At 49.7% G+C, this 14,785-nt stretch carries 15 protein-coding genes and 1 tRNA gene; 12 read left to right on the forward strand and 4 right to left on the reverse strand.

From position 1 onward, the window contains the following. The first annotated feature begins 73 nt into the window (after window positions 1-73). The 8 genes from A3GI_RS0101485 (at window position 74) to selD (ending at window position 6,434) form a co-directional block, all read left to right on the forward strand. Window positions 74-910, forward strand: a complete 837-nt coding sequence (locus tag A3GI_RS0101485; RefSeq protein WP_018359706.1) for a 1-acyl-sn-glycerol-3-phosphate acyltransferase — start codon at window positions 74-76, stop codon at window positions 908-910. 190 nt (window positions 911-1,100) lie between these two features. Then, window positions 1,101-1,814, forward strand: a complete 714-nt coding sequence (locus tag A3GI_RS0101490) for a CDP-alcohol phosphatidyltransferase family protein (RefSeq protein ID WP_018359708.1) — start codon at window positions 1,101-1,103, stop codon at window positions 1,812-1,814. Continuing rightward, on the forward strand, window positions 1,811-2,242 hold the full coding sequence (locus A3GI_RS0101495) for a GtrA family protein (RefSeq protein WP_025079343.1): 432 nt from the start codon (window positions 1,811-1,813) through the stop codon (window positions 2,240-2,242). Before A3GI_RS0101490 ends, A3GI_RS0101495 begins: the two co-directional genes overlap by 4 nt. A 96-nt stretch (window positions 2,243-2,338) precedes the next feature. Next, window positions 2,339-3,367, forward strand: coding sequence for a tRNA 2-selenouridine(34) synthase MnmH (mnmH, locus tag A3GI_RS0101500; RefSeq protein ID WP_018359710.1), 1,029 nt, complete (start codon window positions 2,339-2,341; stop codon window positions 3,365-3,367). Between the two features lie 5 nt (window positions 3,368-3,372). After that, window positions 3,373-4,002: a sulfurtransferase-like selenium metabolism protein YedF gene (gene yedF, locus A3GI_RS0101505; protein WP_018359711.1), complete on the forward strand. Its 630-nt coding sequence runs from the start codon at window positions 3,373-3,375 to the stop codon at window positions 4,000-4,002. Window positions 4,003-4,014: 12 nt separating this feature from the next. Continuing rightward, complete coding sequence (locus A3GI_RS0101510) at window positions 4,015-5,169, forward strand: aminotransferase class V-fold PLP-dependent enzyme (RefSeq protein WP_018359712.1); 1,155 nt, start codon at window positions 4,015-4,017, stop codon at window positions 5,167-5,169. Continuing rightward, the gene (locus A3GI_RS0101515; protein ID WP_018359713.1) at window positions 5,150-5,374 is read left to right on the forward strand and encodes a DUF3343 domain-containing protein; all 225 of its coding nucleotides are present in this window, start codon (window positions 5,150-5,152) and stop codon (window positions 5,372-5,374) included. Before A3GI_RS0101510 ends, A3GI_RS0101515 begins: the two co-directional genes overlap by 20 nt. Window positions 5,375-5,378: 4 nt before the next feature. After that, a complete protein-coding gene (gene selD / locus A3GI_RS0101520) occupies window positions 5,379-6,434 on the forward strand; it encodes a selenide, water dikinase SelD (protein ID WP_018359714.1) in 1,056 nt (351 codons plus the stop codon). Window positions 6,435-6,616: 182 nt separating this feature from the next. Here the strand turns inward: selD and A3GI_RS0101525 are convergent. The 4 genes from A3GI_RS0101525 to eno all read right to left on the reverse strand — a co-directional run bounded on the left by A3GI_RS0101525 (window position 6,617) and on the right by eno (window position 11,507). After that, window positions 6,617-6,689, reverse strand: a tRNA-Thr gene (locus tag A3GI_RS0101525). A 58-nt stretch (window positions 6,690-6,747) separates the two neighbouring features. Next, window positions 6,748-7,194, reverse strand: a complete 447-nt coding sequence (locus tag A3GI_RS0101530) for a hypothetical protein (RefSeq protein ID WP_018359715.1) — start codon at window positions 7,192-7,194, stop codon at window positions 6,748-6,750. A gap of 58 nt (window positions 7,195-7,252) precedes the next feature. After that, window positions 7,253-9,880 carry a valine--tRNA ligase gene (locus tag A3GI_RS0101535; protein WP_018359716.1) on the reverse strand — a complete coding sequence of 876 codons (2,628 nt, stop codon included), beginning with the start codon at window positions 9,878-9,880 and terminating at the stop codon, window positions 7,253-7,255. Between the two features lie 346 nt (window positions 9,881-10,226). Next, a complete protein-coding gene (gene eno / locus A3GI_RS0101540; RefSeq protein ID WP_018359717.1) occupies window positions 10,227-11,507 on the reverse strand; it encodes a phosphopyruvate hydratase in 1,281 nt (426 codons plus the stop codon). Window positions 11,508-11,805: 298 nt separating this feature from the next. Between eno and pyrH the strand changes: the two genes are divergently transcribed. The 4 genes from pyrH to ruvA all read left to right on the forward strand — a co-directional run bounded on the left by pyrH (window position 11,806) and on the right by ruvA (window position 14,734). Further along, window positions 11,806-12,525: a UMP kinase gene (gene pyrH, locus A3GI_RS0101545; RefSeq protein ID WP_018359718.1), complete on the forward strand. Its 720-nt coding sequence runs from the start codon at window positions 11,806-11,808 to the stop codon at window positions 12,523-12,525. 28 nt (window positions 12,526-12,553) lie between these two features. After that, a complete protein-coding gene (gene frr, locus A3GI_RS0101550) occupies window positions 12,554-13,117 on the forward strand; it encodes a ribosome recycling factor (protein WP_018359719.1) in 564 nt (187 codons plus the stop codon). A 5-nt stretch (window positions 13,118-13,122) separates the two neighbouring features. After that, window positions 13,123-14,070 (forward strand): ribosome small subunit-dependent GTPase A, encoded by a 948-nt coding sequence (rsgA, locus tag A3GI_RS10245; RefSeq protein WP_040575238.1) that lies wholly within the window; start codon window positions 13,123-13,125, stop codon window positions 14,068-14,070. 67 nt (window positions 14,071-14,137) lie between these two features. Next, on the forward strand, window positions 14,138-14,734 hold the full coding sequence (ruvA, locus tag A3GI_RS0101565; RefSeq protein WP_018359721.1) for a Holliday junction branch migration protein RuvA: 597 nt from the start codon (window positions 14,138-14,140) through the stop codon (window positions 14,732-14,734). Window positions 14,735-14,785: the final 51 nt, after the last annotated feature.

Consider the following 14,785-nt stretch of genomic DNA (forward strand, 5'->3'; position numbering starts at 1 on the left):
TCTTAACAACGATTTTAATCCATGAGCAACTCTTTGGGAGAAGAGAACATTCACTTAGATAAATGTAAAAGCCATGAAAAAATCTCAACAGATATACGTATCGGAGATCATCGAAGGAAGTGGTAAAGGGCCTTTGCCCCGTTTTGTTTACCGTTTGCTGGAAAAAATTACCCACCAGGAAGAAATCAACTACATCTTACGTACCTATGGCCATTTGAAAGGCGTGGAATTCATGGGTGCACTGATCGGCTATTTCAATATAAAGGCCGATTTCGTTTTTCCCGAACGACTGCCGGAAAACGGTCGCTGCATCTTTGTCTGCAATCACCCGCTGGGAAGTCTGGACGGTATCTGCGTATCTTATTTACTGGGCAAGCATTATGGAGATATACGCTACGTGGTAAACGATCTGTTATATCGCCTCAAACCGCTGCGCAACATCTTTCTGCCGGTAGTTTTGTCGGGAGATGAAAAAAAACGGCGGAAAGCGGTAGAGATACTGAAGAAAGCCATGCGTTCGGATGTGCCGGTGGGGGTTTTCCCCGCGGGAGCCTGCTCACGCAAAATTAACGGGAAAATACAGGATCTGCCCTGGCGTAAAACGTTCCTGAAACAGGCGATACAATACGAACGGGATATCGTCCCTCTGCATTTTGTCGGATTCAATTCGCCGAAGTTCTACAACGCCGAGCTCATCCGTCGCAAAATGGGTATAAAAAACAACTATATATCGCTGTTTCTGCCCGACCAGATGTTTCGCTCCAAAGAAGCGGACTATAAAATAGTGGTAGGCAACCCCATTCCCTGGCAATCCATAGACCGGACTAAACATTTGGAAAATACGGCCCGGGACATCAGACAGATCTGCTATGATCTTCAGGAGGAATACGGCAAACTGTGTCTACCCTGAATATACGGCGTGGTTTTATCGAAAAAGAGAATGGAACAAAGCAAATATCGATATGGCACGGGAAAACGAGGCAAAAGAGTTACCTTTACAAAAGCGGGAAGCCGAATCGTAGCGCTTTATCGATTGCAGTTTGGCGGAAATATCTGCAAAAGGAACAAAAACAGGCTGTACCATATATAAGAAGAAGATTATGACTAATCTGAAAAACGATATAAAAATGGCTGAAGCCAAGAAGGCGATAGCCAAAGACCGGGAGCGAACAAATGTTTTACGAAAAGGAGAACAGACAGCCATAGCATGGCTGGTGCAGCGCATACCCTCGTGGATAACATCCAACGGACTGACCGCAATCGGATTTATGGGTAACGTGATTGTAGGCCTGAGTTTTATTTTGGGGGCTTACGTCAACCGGTACTGGCTGCTGATCTGCTCGATCGGCTTTTTTATCAGCTGGTTCGGCGACTCGTTGGACGGCCGTCTGGCTTACTATCGCAATAAACCGCGCAAGTGGTTCGGATTCTGTTTGGATATTACCGTAGACTGGTTCGGCATCGTGCTGATCGGGCTCGGTTTTATTTTTTATGCCGCGGGGTTCTGGAAGCTGATCGGCTTTGCATTCGTAGCCATGTATGGCGGAGAGATGATCGTTTCGCAGCTGCGTTATAAAGTGAGCGACCGGTATTCGATAGATTCAGGAGTATTCGGACCCACAGAAGTACGCATCCTGCTGGCAGCGATGATTTCGCTGGAGGCTTTCGTGCCGGGGACTCTGAACTACTTAGGGCTGGGTGCCTGCATCATCCTTACCGTTTTACATTTTCTGGATGTGAGAGCCCTGCTCCGTACAGCCGATGAAAGAGATACGATAGAAAATGCCGAAAAACTCAAAAACAAGGCCTCTTGATCTGGAATAAACTGTTTATGTTTGCAAAGGCTCAAGCCTCTGCATTCATCGGAGGGGTGGTAGATTACGGGGTAATGATTTTCGTTACCGAAGTTTTTCATATTCATTATACGATAGGCATTGCCATCGGAGGTGTAGTAGGAGCTATTGTCAATTTTACGGTCAACAAGGTTTGGACGTTCAGCGATAAGAAACGCAAGTATGACAGTACGCTGTTCCAGCAATTACTGAAGTTTGCCGTAACCGTTTTGAACAGTATTATGCTGAAATCGGCGGGCACTTTCATGATGACCACGCTATTGTCTCTGGACTATAAGATCAGCCGTATCATTGTCGATCTGATCGTTTCGCTGGGCTTTAACTATACTTTGCAGAAGCTGTGGGTATTCCGTAAAGTGAAAGCGAACGGAAAAGCCCGGCACATATAAACCGTTGCCATATCCGTAAAACCATATCTGCAAAAGCTATGGCTTTTGTTTCTTATTCGCCCGGCAAACGGAGCGAATAGTGTTATATTTGTACTTATGGAAGTAAGTGTAGACGAATGGCTTAAGAACCGCAGCGAATGGCTACTGCTGGACGTGCGCACGCCTGCCGAATATGAGCAGGGACATATACCGGGGGCACTCAACCTGCCGCTCTTCGACAACGAGGAACGTGCACGTGTCGGTACCCTGTACGTCCAACAAAGCCGGGAAAAAGCCGTAGACGAAGGCCTGCGAATTGTGGGGCCACGCTTGCTCCGTTACGTTAAAAGAGCCCGTAAGATGGCCGGTGGCAAACCGATATGCCTCTACTGCTGGAGGGGCGGTATGCGCAGTGGGAGTATGGAATGGCTTTTAGCAACGGCCGGAATGGACGTAAGGCGAATCGGAGGCGGCTACAAAGCCTATCGCAATCATCTGGACGAACTGTTGAATGAAAAACCATGGCGGTTCATCATTCTCGGAGGACCTACAGGCAGCGGGAAAACACCTATCCTCTACGAACTGCAAAAGCAGGGCGAGCAGATTATCGACTTCGAGGGGATGGCACATCATAAAGGTTCGGCTTTCGGAGCTTTGGGGCAGGAGCCTCAACCCTCTACCGAGCATTTTATCAATCTGGTGCACGACGAACTGTGTGCTCTCGACCCACACAAAAGAGTTTGGATGGAAAGCGAGAGCAAACTCATCGGCAAAGTTTTTATTCCCGACCTGCTTTGGACAAAGATGCTCACCTTTCCGATCATACGAATCAACCTGCCGCCGGATGTGCGGGCAGAGCATATCGCCAAAGAATACGGAATATTTGAAACGGAAAAACTCATCGAACCGTTCGAACGTATCGTAAAACGTCTGGGTATGGCCGAAAAGCAGCGAGCCATAGGGGCTTTGCAGCAAAACGATGTTCGGACGGCAGTCAGGATAGCTCTGGTTTATTACGACAAGGCCTACAACAAGTCTCTGGAAAAAGACTGGGGAACGCCACTGCTCTCTCTGTCTATCGAAGAGGATAACCCGACAGAAACGGCACGCCTGATTTTGAAAGAACTGGATAAACTAAACAAATAAAAGATATGATTACTGTAGATACGCGCGGACGTCTTTGTCCGATACCTCTGATTATGCTAAAAAAAGCACTGACCAACTGCAACCCGGGCGAGGATGTTTGCGTGCTTACCGATAACGAAACGGCCTGCGGAAACCTGACGGACTTTATCAGCGACCTGAAGTGCGAAGTGGTAAAGAAAACGGAGACCACGGCGGAAGGCTTAAGTTACACATCTCTGTCGTTCAAAGCTCCCACCGGCATAGTGGCTACAGGCACGGCAGAGACATGTACCGCTCCCCCGCGCAAATATGAAGAAGAACCTTACGTGGTTGTCATCGACAGCGACGAGATGGGTGGAGGCAACCGGGAATTGGGGCAACTTCTGCTGCGCTCGTTTGTCAATGCTTTGATCGAAATGCCTCATCTGCCTACGCATGTCATCCTGTATAACAAAGGAGTGTACATGGCACTTAAGGGAACGGATACGGCAGAAACGCTCCAACGCATGAACCGTGAGTTCGGCGTAGATATCGTTTGCTGCGGAACCTGTGTGGATTTTTATAAAGTGCGCGAGCTTTTATTGTTAGGACGCATCACCAATATGTATACCATCATGGAGTTGCAATCCAAAGCCGGCCATATCATGCGCCCGTAACAGACCGGAAAGATGCCCCAAGAGCCGAACCGTTACTTCGATAACGCCACCACGAGCTATCCGAAACCCGAAGAGATGAAACGGGTGTTGGCACACTTCTACGATGTGCCCGTGGGCAGTTATGGACGAAGTGCAGATGAAGCCACTCTCAGTATAACGCTCAAGGTGGAGGAGCTGCGAGACCGGCTGGCTGCATGGTTGGGTGTATCGGAGGCTTCCCACATTCTTTTCTGTGAAAATGCAACTTTCGGGCTCAATGCCATTCTCAAAGGATACAAACCGCTTCGTAAGCCGGGCAGTATTGTCTGGATAAGCCCTATGGAGCATAATGCGGTCATGCGACCGCTTACAGCCCTCTGCGCAGGAAGCGGCATTTCTTACCGCATTATGCCGCATTTGCCGGATGGTACCATAGATACAGCAAGGCTTGCCGAAGAGTGGCCGGGCAGCCAAACGGCTCTGGCCTGCATTAATTTGGAAAGCAACGTAAACGGTATGATGCAGCCGATAGAATCCATCGCAAACGAACTGCACCGCTTGGGTGTGCCCATTCTCTGCGATGCAACCCAGCTACCCGGCACCGAACGCATAGAGGCAGACCGGCTGGGGATAGATTTCGTTGCTTTCACCGGGCATAAAGGTTTGTTAGGCCCTTCGGGAACGGGGGGCTACTTCATCCGTCACCCGGAATCGGTGGAACCGCTTACCGCAGGAGGAAACGGCGTGCACTCCGAAAGTATGGACATAACGGAAGAGATGCCCGACCGGTTCATGGCCGGTACACCAAATATGTTGGGACTGGTGGCACTTGCCGAATCCGTTGCTCATTTGCCGGCATACGGCATTACGCAGGAGCAGTGGTGCGATGCGCTGGACGAGATGGCAGAGATGGAAGGATTGACGGTATGGCGTTCGGCGGATAGGAAACGGCAGGGTTATGTATGCTCGCTTACGCACGAAACATTGCTGCCATCCGAAACAGGAGATCTGCTGCTTTACAGACACGGCCTTATCACGCGCATGGGGCTGCACTGCGCCCCCCTCGCACACCATACATTAGGTACAGATAAGACGGGTACGGTGCGCATCTCGCTGTCGCCCTACCATACCTCACAAGATCTGCAACTCTTACTCACCGGCCTGCGCGATGTTCTCCACAGCAGATAGGCTGTATTGCCTCTTCCCGACCACGCGTGAATTTATCCGCGGTATGAAAGCCGCCTCCGGGGCAGGACTCAAACATCGTGTGATATCGGTGCCCACACGCATCAGCCACGAGTGCGGGATGTGTCTGGAGTTTGCACCCGAACTGAAAGAAGAGCTGCAAAAGCTGTTAATACAAGAAGGTATCTCCTTCGAGATAGCAAAATAAACAAATGGAAAATAAAGACTCTTTCGACCTGCTCGGCACCGTAGAATATGGCGGTTGCTCAGCCAAATTGGATCCTCTCAAACTTCAGTCTTTACTGAAAGATATTCCCCTGCGTACCGATGCGCGGGTAATGGTGGACATCAGCACGCACGACGATGCAGGAGTGTATAAACTGAACGATGAAGAAGCGTTGATCGTAACTACCGATTTTTTCCCACCTGTCTGCTCCGATGCCTTTACTTTCGGACGCATAGCAGCCGTCAACGCCTTATCCGACGTGTATGCCATGGGCGGTACTCCTTTGTTGGCTCTCAACCTCACCATGTTCCCATCCCAATCCATACCTCCCGAAGTTCTGGCCGAAATCTTAAAAGGGGGCCAGGATGCCATCAATGAAAGCGGAGCTCTGACAATGGGCGGGCATACGATAGACGACAATCCGCCCAAATACGGACTGGCAGTGGTGGGGCGCGTACATCCCGGCCGACTGGTAACGAATGCCGGAGCAAAGCCGGGACAGGTATTGGTTCTCACCAAGCCATTGGGTACCGGCGTAGCCATCGCCGCACAGCGTCTGGGATTGATTTCTCCCGAAGCCTATCAGGCAGCACTCGACAGCATGCAGTTATTGAATAAAAAAGCTGCCGAACTGATGCTCGAATATGGAGTGAAAGGAGCTACAGATATAACAGGTTTCGGACTGATTGGGCATGCTCTGGGGCTTGCACGGGCTTCCGGTGTGGTCTTGGACATCGACACACGCTCGGTACCGGCTTTGCCCGAAACCCGTCGTTTAATCGCCGACGGCTGTGTGCCGGGGGCTGCCTTTCGCAACGTTCGTTTTGCAGGTAGCGAGCTGAACGTTTATTGCAGGCATGAAGAAAAGATGCTGGCAGCAGATGCCCAAACGTCGGGCGGCCTGCTGATGGCGGTGGATGCGAACAGGGCTGCCGGTCTGCTGCAGGAACTGCACGAAACGGGAGTACATCCGAAAGCCGCGATTATCGGTGCGGTAAGCGAAAAAACATCCGATACCGCTCCCTATATCAACTTATATTAAAAAGGCCTGTTCGATTAAAAACATCTTTCCAAAAGTCTTCCGGAGCCGGCTTCGTCGAACATCTGCAAACACATAACGGAATTTCTCTTTCCTCCTCTCCCGTCAATAAAAAACTACGCTGCCTTCCATCAGGAAAAGCAGCGTAGCCAACACATTAACAACAATCTTATTTCTTGAAAAAGAGCCGAAAGCCGGACTCGAACCGGCGACCTATTCATTACGAATGAATTGCTCTACCAACTGAGCTATTTCGGCAACTTTAGAACCACGAAAAGGGAAAGCATTCCCTCAAAATCTGCGCAAAGATATAAAATTATTTAATATCCCCTAACAGCTCTTCCATAAATTTATTCAAGTCGCGGTTCAGGTCTTTCAGCAACGGTTCGTCCAGGATGATCAGATCATCGTCTAAGAATAGCAGTTGCTCGATGCTGTTCATTTCATCATCCACCAGCTCGACAGAAAGAGGCTTTAGAAAAAGCGGATTTTCCCAGAAACCTTTCTGTTCCAAAGTACTTACTGTTTCACGCACGGTTCTCTTCATCTCTGCCGTAGGCTCATTCGAAGGTTTTTCCGCCCAGTTGAACAGTGTGCAAGAGCCCAGCAATCTGTCCTGATCGTCATACAGATTGACCGCTCCGTTTTCAGGGTCTATCTGTACAAACAAGTCATGCATGGGCACAGCCAGATAGTCTTCTTTCGATTTGACGATTTCCTGAAACAAGTTTCGCAGCAGAGCGATTTCTTTTTCGTTATTCATTCCTGTTATTCTTAGATTGATGGTGTCTGTGTCGGTCGATATATTCTCTAATATACCGTTATTTCTGAATTAATTGCTCCAAAGCCTGACGAATTGTGGCGATGCGCAACTCGGCATCGGCTTCTTTTTTACGTTCCAGCTCCAGCACCCTGGCCGGAGCATTCTTTACAAAACCCTCATTGGCCAGTTTCTTTCTGACCGATTCAAGGAACTTTTGCTGATATGCCAGGTCTGCCTGCAATTTGGCGGTTTCCTCCTCCACATCGATATGTGCAGCCATGGGTACGCCGAACTCGTGAACGCCTACCATGAAGATAAAATCGCCATCCGCCTTGGTTGCCACACGGCGCAACTCGTTCAGATTACCCATTTTACAGAGAACCGCATCGAACCGGGTTGTATAATCTTCGGGCATTTCCAATTGCAGCGGCTCTTTCTGAGGGATATTCTTACCGGCGCGTATATTGCGGATACCGGTGATGACTTCCTGTATCTCGGCAAAGTCTTTCAGATAAACTTCATCTACCGGAGCAGCCTCTTTAATTTGCCGGTACATAATGGTTTTGCCGTCCTTGCGCTCCTTGATGTTTTGCCACAGTTCCTCGGTGATAAACGGCATAAACGGATGCAGAAGACAGAGCAATTCCTCAAAATATGCCAGTGCCTCGTTCAATGTTTTTCCATCGACCGGCATACCGTAAGCCGGCTTGATCAGCTCCAGATACCATGCTGAGAAATCATCCCAGAAAAGACGGTAAACAGCCATAAGCGCTTCGCTCAGTCTGTATTTGGAGAAGAGGTCTTCCACTTCGCTCTTGGCGGCATTCAATCGCATGCCGAACCAGTGGCTTGCTTCCGTTGCTGCGGCCGAAGGTTCGGCTGCCTCATCCACCTGCCAGCCTTTGAGCAGGCGGTAGGCATTCCATATTTTATTACAGAAATTACGTCCCTGTTCGCAGAGCTGCTCATCGAAAAGCAGATCATTACCCGCCGGTGCTGCCATCATCATACCCATACGCACGCCATCGGCGCCGTATCTCTGCATCAACTCTATGGGATCGGGAGAATTGCCGAGACTTTTGGACATTTTTCTTCCCTGAGCATCGCGCACAATACCTGTCAGGTAAACATTGTTGAACGGCTTCTTGCCGCGGAATTCGTAACCCGCCATAATCATACGCGCCACCCAGAAGAAAAGAATGTCGGGGGCAGTGATCAGGTCACTCGTGGGATAATAGTAATCCAACTCCTTATTCTCTTTGTCCATCACGGGAGCAAATACCGAGATCGGCCAGAGCCAACTGCTGAACCAGGTGTCCAAACTGTCTTCCTCCTGTCTCAGATCCGCTACGGACAATTCATCGTTACCCGACTGTTTTCGAGCCAAAGGAAGTGCTTCTTCGGCATTGCGTGCTACCACAAACGAACCATCGGGAAGGTAATAAGCCGGTATCCGGTGTCCCCACCAAAGCTGCCGGCTTACGCACCAGTCTTTCACATTCTCCATCCAGTGACGGTAAATGTTTTTGAATTTCGCCGGGTGTAACTGTATTTCGTCCGACATAACGGCGTCCAGCGCCGGTTTTGCCAGTTCGCTCATTCTCAAGAACCATTGCATGGAAAGTTTGGGCTCGATAACGGCATTCGTACGCTCGCTGTGTCCCACTTTGTTTACATACGGCTCGGTACGTTCCAGAAGGCCGGCTTCCTGCAGGTCTTTTTCAATCCGTTTACGCACGTCGAACCGGTCCATACCTGCATAAACATCGCCATACTCGTTGAGTGTACCGTTGTCTTCAAAAATATCGATACTTTCCAACCGGTGCTTTTCACCCAGCATATAGTCGTTGGGGTCGTGGGCGGGGGTAACTTTGAGGCATCCCGTTCCGAACTCCAAGTCCACATACTCATCCTCGATAATCGGTACGGAGCGATTGACCAGAGGCACGATAACACGCTTGCCCCTGAGCCATTCGTAGCGTTTGTCTCCGGGATTGATACATACGGCCGTATCGCCCATAATCGTTTCAGGACGCGTGGTAGCCACTACGATGTATTTGCCGGCTTCACCCTCCACTTGATAGCGGAGATAATACAGCTTACCGTTCGTCTCTTTGTACACCACCTCTTCGTCGCTAAGGGCAGTAAGCGCTTGCGGGTCCCAGTTAACCACGCGGATGCCACGGTAAATCAGTCCTTTGTTATACAGATCTATGAATACGTCAATAACGCTTTCGGAGCGCACCTCATCCATGGTAAAAGCCGTGCGTTCCCAGTCGCATGAGGCGCCGAGGTGCTTAAGTTGCTCCAGAATAATACCGCCATGTTCTTCCGTCCACGCCCATGCATGTTTGAGAAACTCTTCACGGGTAAGGTCTTTTTTCCGAATGCCCTGCTCCGCCAGTTTGGCCACCACTTTGGCCTCGGTAGCGATGGAAGCATGGTCTGTGCCCGGCACCCAGCAGGCATTGAAACCTTTCATGCGTGCCCTGCGCACCAGAATGTCCTGTATCGTGTTGTTGAGCATGTGCCCCATGTGCAATACACCGGTCACATTGGGCGGCGGTATAACGATGGTGTACGGCTTGCGCTCATCGGGTTCGGAGTGAAAGAATCCATTCTCCATCCAGTATCGATACCATTTTCTCTCTACATCCTGCGGATTATATTTTCCGGAAAGTTCCATTTGTTGTCGTCTGCTTGTAATAACGTTATAACACAGGAGGTTCAGAAGCCTCTCTGTCTGATTGTTCGAGCCGGATAATCTACGGCTGCGAATTGATTTGCAAATTTAGTAAATATTCTTATTTGCATTAGGATAAGAGGCTTACAAGCTTTTTCCGGCAGATTGTATGTCACTTTCACCCGACAGCTTGGCAAAACATCTCCTCTACTCTACAAGAAGAATTTTGAACCATCAGGCAGGGAATTTTAAGCTCTTCCCCAAAAGAGGAAAAGAGTCGGCAAAAAAAGAGACAACCCATATCGGATTGTCTCTTTACAGTCTGATGTCACCCCGCATCGGGGATACACTATTTTACGCGTTTGTAACCGTAAACGGCCAGATCGCCCAATTCCTCCTCAATGCGAAGGAGTTGGTTATACTTAGCCATGCGGTCGGTACGGCTCAGAGAACCGGTTTTGATTTGTCCGCTGTTAGTGGCTACGGCAATATCGGCGATGGTAGCATCTTCCGTTTCTCCGGAGCGATGGCTGGTAACACTGGTATAACCGTGACGGTGCGCCATATCGATAGCATCGAGCGTTTCGGTCAGAGAACCGATTTGGTTAACCTTGATCAGGATAGAGTTGGCACAACCTTCTGAAATACCACGTCTCAGGAAGTCTACGTTGGTCACGAAAAGGTCGTCGCCCACCAACTGGCAACGGTCACCGATGGCATCGGTCAATTTCTTCCAGCCTTCCCAGTCGTTTTCGCTCATACCGTCTTCGATAGAGTCGATGGGATATTTGTTGACCAGCTCCGTCAGATAAGCCACTTGCTCATCGGCAGTACGTTTCTTGCCATTGCTGCCTTCGAACTTGGCATAGTCGTATATGCCGTCTTTGTAGAATTCGCTTGCGGCGCAATCCATGGCAATGGTAATATCCTTGCCGGCAACATAACCGGCAGCCTCAACGGCTTTCAGGATAGACTCGATGGCATCTTCCGTTCCGTTCAGGGCCGGTGCAAAGCCACCTTCGTCACCCACGGCAGTACTCAGGCCACGGTCTTTCAACACTTTTTTCAGTGCATGGAATACCTCGGCACCCATACGCAGACCTTCGCGGAAGCTTTCGGCACCGACAGGACGGATCATAAACTCCTGAAAAGCAATAGGAGCATCGGAGTGAGAGCCGCCATTGATAATATTCATCATAGGCACAGGCAATACAAAAGTATTAGTGCCGCCGATATAACGGTAAAGAGGCATCTCCAGATAGTTGGCAGCCGCCTTGGCTACAGCCAGAGAAACGCCGAGAATGGCATTGGCACCCAGGTTGCTTTTGGTTTTCGTACCGTCCAGCTCCAGCATCTTCATATCGATGGCACGTTGATTCAGTGCACTTAAACCATATAACTCGGGGGCAATAACTTCGTTGATATTTTTAACTGCAGTGCAAACACCTTTACCGCAGTAGCGAGATTTATCGTTGTCACGTAACTCCAAAGCCTCGTGCTCGCCGGTAGAAGCACCGCTGGGCACAGAAGCACGACCCATTACACCGCATGCCAAATGTACATCTACCTCAACGGTAGGATTGCCGCGAGAATCCAAAATTTCGCGACCTACAATCTTTACAATTTCCATAATTTCTGATTACTATTTAAGAAGTTAAAGTTTTAACCTCCACAAAGATAAGAATTTTAATACCATATAACCGCGAATATAAAATAACGGCATTAGAGTGCGGTTTCATCTTTCGTTGTGAAGTATGTATAAAATAATAGTACGATTGTTTTCATACGTATCGAAACAAAACCGGCTTGGCATCTCCACATACCGCTCTATACGCAAACAGCGGGCAAAATAGCTGCTTAACGGAAATAATTTGTTACTTTGCAACATTGCGTATTACGGAGTATTTTTACCAAACAATACAGTTGCAATGAACGAAGCTAAATACAAAAGAGTTTTACTGAAACTGAGCGGCGAGAGCCTGATGGGTGCCCAACAGTACGGCATAGACCCTGCACGGCTCAACGACTATGCGGCAGACATCAAAACAGCCGCGGGCATGGGCATACAAATAGCCATCGTGATCGGTGGCGGTAATATCTTCAGAGGTCTGAGCGGTGCCACAAAGGGTTTCGATCGTGTGAAAGGCGACCAGATGGGTATGTTGGCCACGGTAATCAACAGTCTTGCCTTAAGTTCGGCGTTGACGGCTGCGGGCGTAAAGGCAAGAGTGCTGACTGCTACGCGCATGGAGCCTATCGGCGAATACTACAATAAATGGCGTGCCATCGAATTGATGGAGCAAGGTGAAGTGGTTATCCTTTCGGGCGGCACGGGCAACCCTTATTTTACCACCGACACCGGCAGCTCGCTCAGAGGTATCGAAGTGGAAGCCGACGTCATGCTTAAGGGCACGCGTGTGGACGGTATTTATACGGCCGACCCCGAGAAAGACCCTGCGGCTACGAAATTCGATAAAATCACCTACGACGAGATTTACCGCAGAGGACTCAAGGTCATGGACCTTACGGCTACAACCATGTGTATGGAAAACAACCTGCCCATCGTGGTGTTCGACATGGATACGCCCGGCAACCTGTTGAAAGTTCTGCGCGGAGAACCCATCGGCACTTATGTTTCAAATGAATAACGAATAAAATTGCATAATAAATTATACTATGATCGACTTGAATATTTTTGTGGATGATGCCCGTGAAAACATGGAGCGCGCCGTAGAGCACCTTACCGAACAGTTGTCCCGAGTCAGAGCCGGCAAAGCCAATCCGAAGATTCTGGACGGTATCTTTGTGGAGTATTACGGCAACAATACGCCCCTGAATCAGGTGGCTACCGTAACCACACCCGATGCACGCACCATCGTGGTGGCTCCATGGGAAAAGAATCTGCTCAAAGAAATAGAGAAAGCCATTATCAACTCTCCCGTAGGTATTACACCGGAAAACAACGGAGAGGTCATTCGTTTGGGTATTCCTCCGCTGACCGAAGACAGACGGCGCGACCTGGTAAAACAGGTAAAGAGCGATGCCGAAGATGCCAAAATCAGTGTACGCAATGCACGACGCGACGCCATAGAAGCCGTGCGCAAAAGTATCAAAACCGACTCTGTGCCGGAAGATGCAGCTAAAGATACGGAAGCGAAAATACAAACCGTGCACGATAAGTATATCAAACGTATCGAAGAGGTTTTCGGCGATAAGGAAAAGGAAATCATGACCGTGTGAAAAAGCTGGAAGGGCTGGTCACGCACAACACCGGCAGTCACTACCGCGTATTGTGCGACGACGGCAAGGAACGTCTCTGTTTGATAAAAGGCAACCTTCGCCTGCGCGGTATCCGCTCCACCAACCCGGTGGCGGTGGGCGATCGTGTACAGGTGGAGGTGATGAGTGTCGACGGAGATAACCCGGATTATATCCGAGAAATCTTACCGCGACGCAACTATATCATACGGCGTGCCAGCAACCTCTCCAAAGAATCACATATTCTGGGTGCCAACTTAGACCGCACCCTTCTGGTATGCACCGTGGTACAGCCGCAAACCAGCACCACATTCATAGACCGTTATTTAGCCACGGCAGAGGCTTACCGCGTACCTGCCGCTTTGGTGTGGAACAAAACAGACCTTTACGTCCCGAAGGAACTGGAGGAACTGGAGTTTCTCTGTGCCATGTACCGTTATATCGGTTATCCCTGTTATTGCGTTTCGGCCGAAACAGGCGAAGGCGTCGAAGCCCTGTCGACCGATCTGGCAGGGCAGACAACTTTACTGGCAGGACACAGCGGCGTAGGGAAAAGCTCGCTGATTAACCGGCTGGTTCCGGGTATAAACCTGCGCACAGCGGAAATCAGCGATGCACACCGTACCGGCATGCACACCACCACCTTTTCGCAGATGATTGCTTTGCCCGGTTCTGCAGGAGGATATCTTATCGACACACCGGGAGTCAAGGGATTCGGTACCATAGACATGGCTCCCGAAGAGGTCGGACACTACTTCCCCGAAATATTCAGGGAATCGGCGCACTGCCGGTTCAATAATTGCAGTCATACGCATGAACCCGGCTGTGCTGTGCTGGCTGCTTTGGAAGAAGGACGCATACCCCAAAGCCGGTATACGAGCTATCTGGGGATTATGGAAGACAAAGACGAAACGAAATACAGGCAGGACCATTGACGGGTTACCCTGCACCTGTGTTCAACCGGGTACAGAAATCCTTTTCATCTCTTAAACATTTCCGATCATGATTGCCTATCTTAAAGGAACATTTACCGAAATTACCCCTACATCGATGATTGTAGAATGTGCCGGCGTAGGTTACGAAGTGAACATTTCGCTCAATACTTATACAGCATTGCAGTCTGAAAAAGAGGGACGCGTGCTGACTACCGAAATAATCCGTGAGGATGCCCATCTTCTCTATGGCTTTGCCACGCATGCCGAGCAGATTCTTTTTGTCAAGCTGACTTCTGTGTCGGGCGTGGGACCCAATACGGCGCGCGTCATCCTCAGTTCGTATGCGCCGAATGAGCTGACGCAAATTATCGAGACGGGACAGACGGATGCCCTGAAAGCGGTAAAAGGAATCGGACTCAAAACAGCACAGCGTATTCTGGTGGATCTGAAAGGCAAACTTACACTGACGGAAGAGATGGCTCCGTCCGGTTCGGGCGCCGGCATCAATATGCCCGACGCACATGCAGCCGAAGAGGCCATTAGCGCTCTGAAAATGCTGGGGTTTGCCGATGCTCCTGTTCGAAAGGCGGTAAAAACCATCCTGATGCGCGAGCCCTCTGCTCCGGTCGAAGACATCATCAAGCAAGCTCTTAGAATGTTGTAGTCATATTCGTTTCGCCTGTTGCACGATTATCCGTTAATGTATTAAACTCCC

Source organism: Porphyromonas macacae DSM 20710 = JCM 13914 (assembly GCF_000379945.1).
Lineage (GTDB): Bacteria > Bacteroidota > Bacteroidia > Bacteroidales > Porphyromonadaceae > Porphyromonas > Porphyromonas macacae.

Excerpts from the sequence above, each read along its gene's own strand:
- A3GI_RS0101485 (WP_018359706.1), top strand. The coding sequence starts at position 74 with ATGAAAAAATCTCAACAGATATACGTATCGGAGATCATCGAAGGAAGT.
- A3GI_RS0101490 (WP_018359708.1), top strand. The coding sequence starts at position 1,101 with ATGACTAATCTGAAAAACGATATAAAAATGGCTGAAGCCAAGAAGGCG.
- mnmH (WP_018359710.1), top strand. The coding sequence starts at position 2,339 with ATGGAAGTAAGTGTAGACGAATGGCTTAAGAACCGCAGCGAATGGCTA.
- yedF (WP_018359711.1), top strand. The coding sequence starts at position 3,373 with ATGATTACTGTAGATACGCGCGGACGTCTTTGTCCGATACCTCTGATT.
- A3GI_RS0101510 (WP_018359712.1), top strand. The coding sequence starts at position 4,015 with ATGCCCCAAGAGCCGAACCGTTACTTCGATAACGCCACCACGAGCTAT.
- A3GI_RS0101515 (WP_018359713.1), top strand. The coding sequence starts at position 5,150 with ATGTTCTCCACAGCAGATAGGCTGTATTGCCTCTTCCCGACCACGCGT.
- selD (WP_018359714.1), top strand. The coding sequence starts at position 5,379 with ATGGAAAATAAAGACTCTTTCGACCTGCTCGGCACCGTAGAATATGGC.
- A3GI_RS0101530 (WP_018359715.1), bottom strand. The coding sequence starts at position 7,194 with ATGAATAACGAAAAAGAAATCGCTCTGCTGCGAAACTTGTTTCAGGAA.
- A3GI_RS0101535 (WP_018359716.1), bottom strand. The coding sequence starts at position 9,880 with ATGGAACTTTCCGGAAAATATAATCCGCAGGATGTAGAGAGAAAATGG.
- eno (WP_018359717.1), bottom strand. The coding sequence starts at position 11,507 with ATGGAAATTGTAAAGATTGTAGGTCGCGAAATTTTGGATTCTCGCGGC.
- pyrH (WP_018359718.1), top strand. The coding sequence starts at position 11,806 with ATGAACGAAGCTAAATACAAAAGAGTTTTACTGAAACTGAGCGGCGAG.
- frr (WP_018359719.1), top strand. The coding sequence starts at position 12,554 with ATGATCGACTTGAATATTTTTGTGGATGATGCCCGTGAAAACATGGAG.
- ruvA (WP_018359721.1), top strand. The coding sequence starts at position 14,138 with ATGATTGCCTATCTTAAAGGAACATTTACCGAAATTACCCCTACATCG.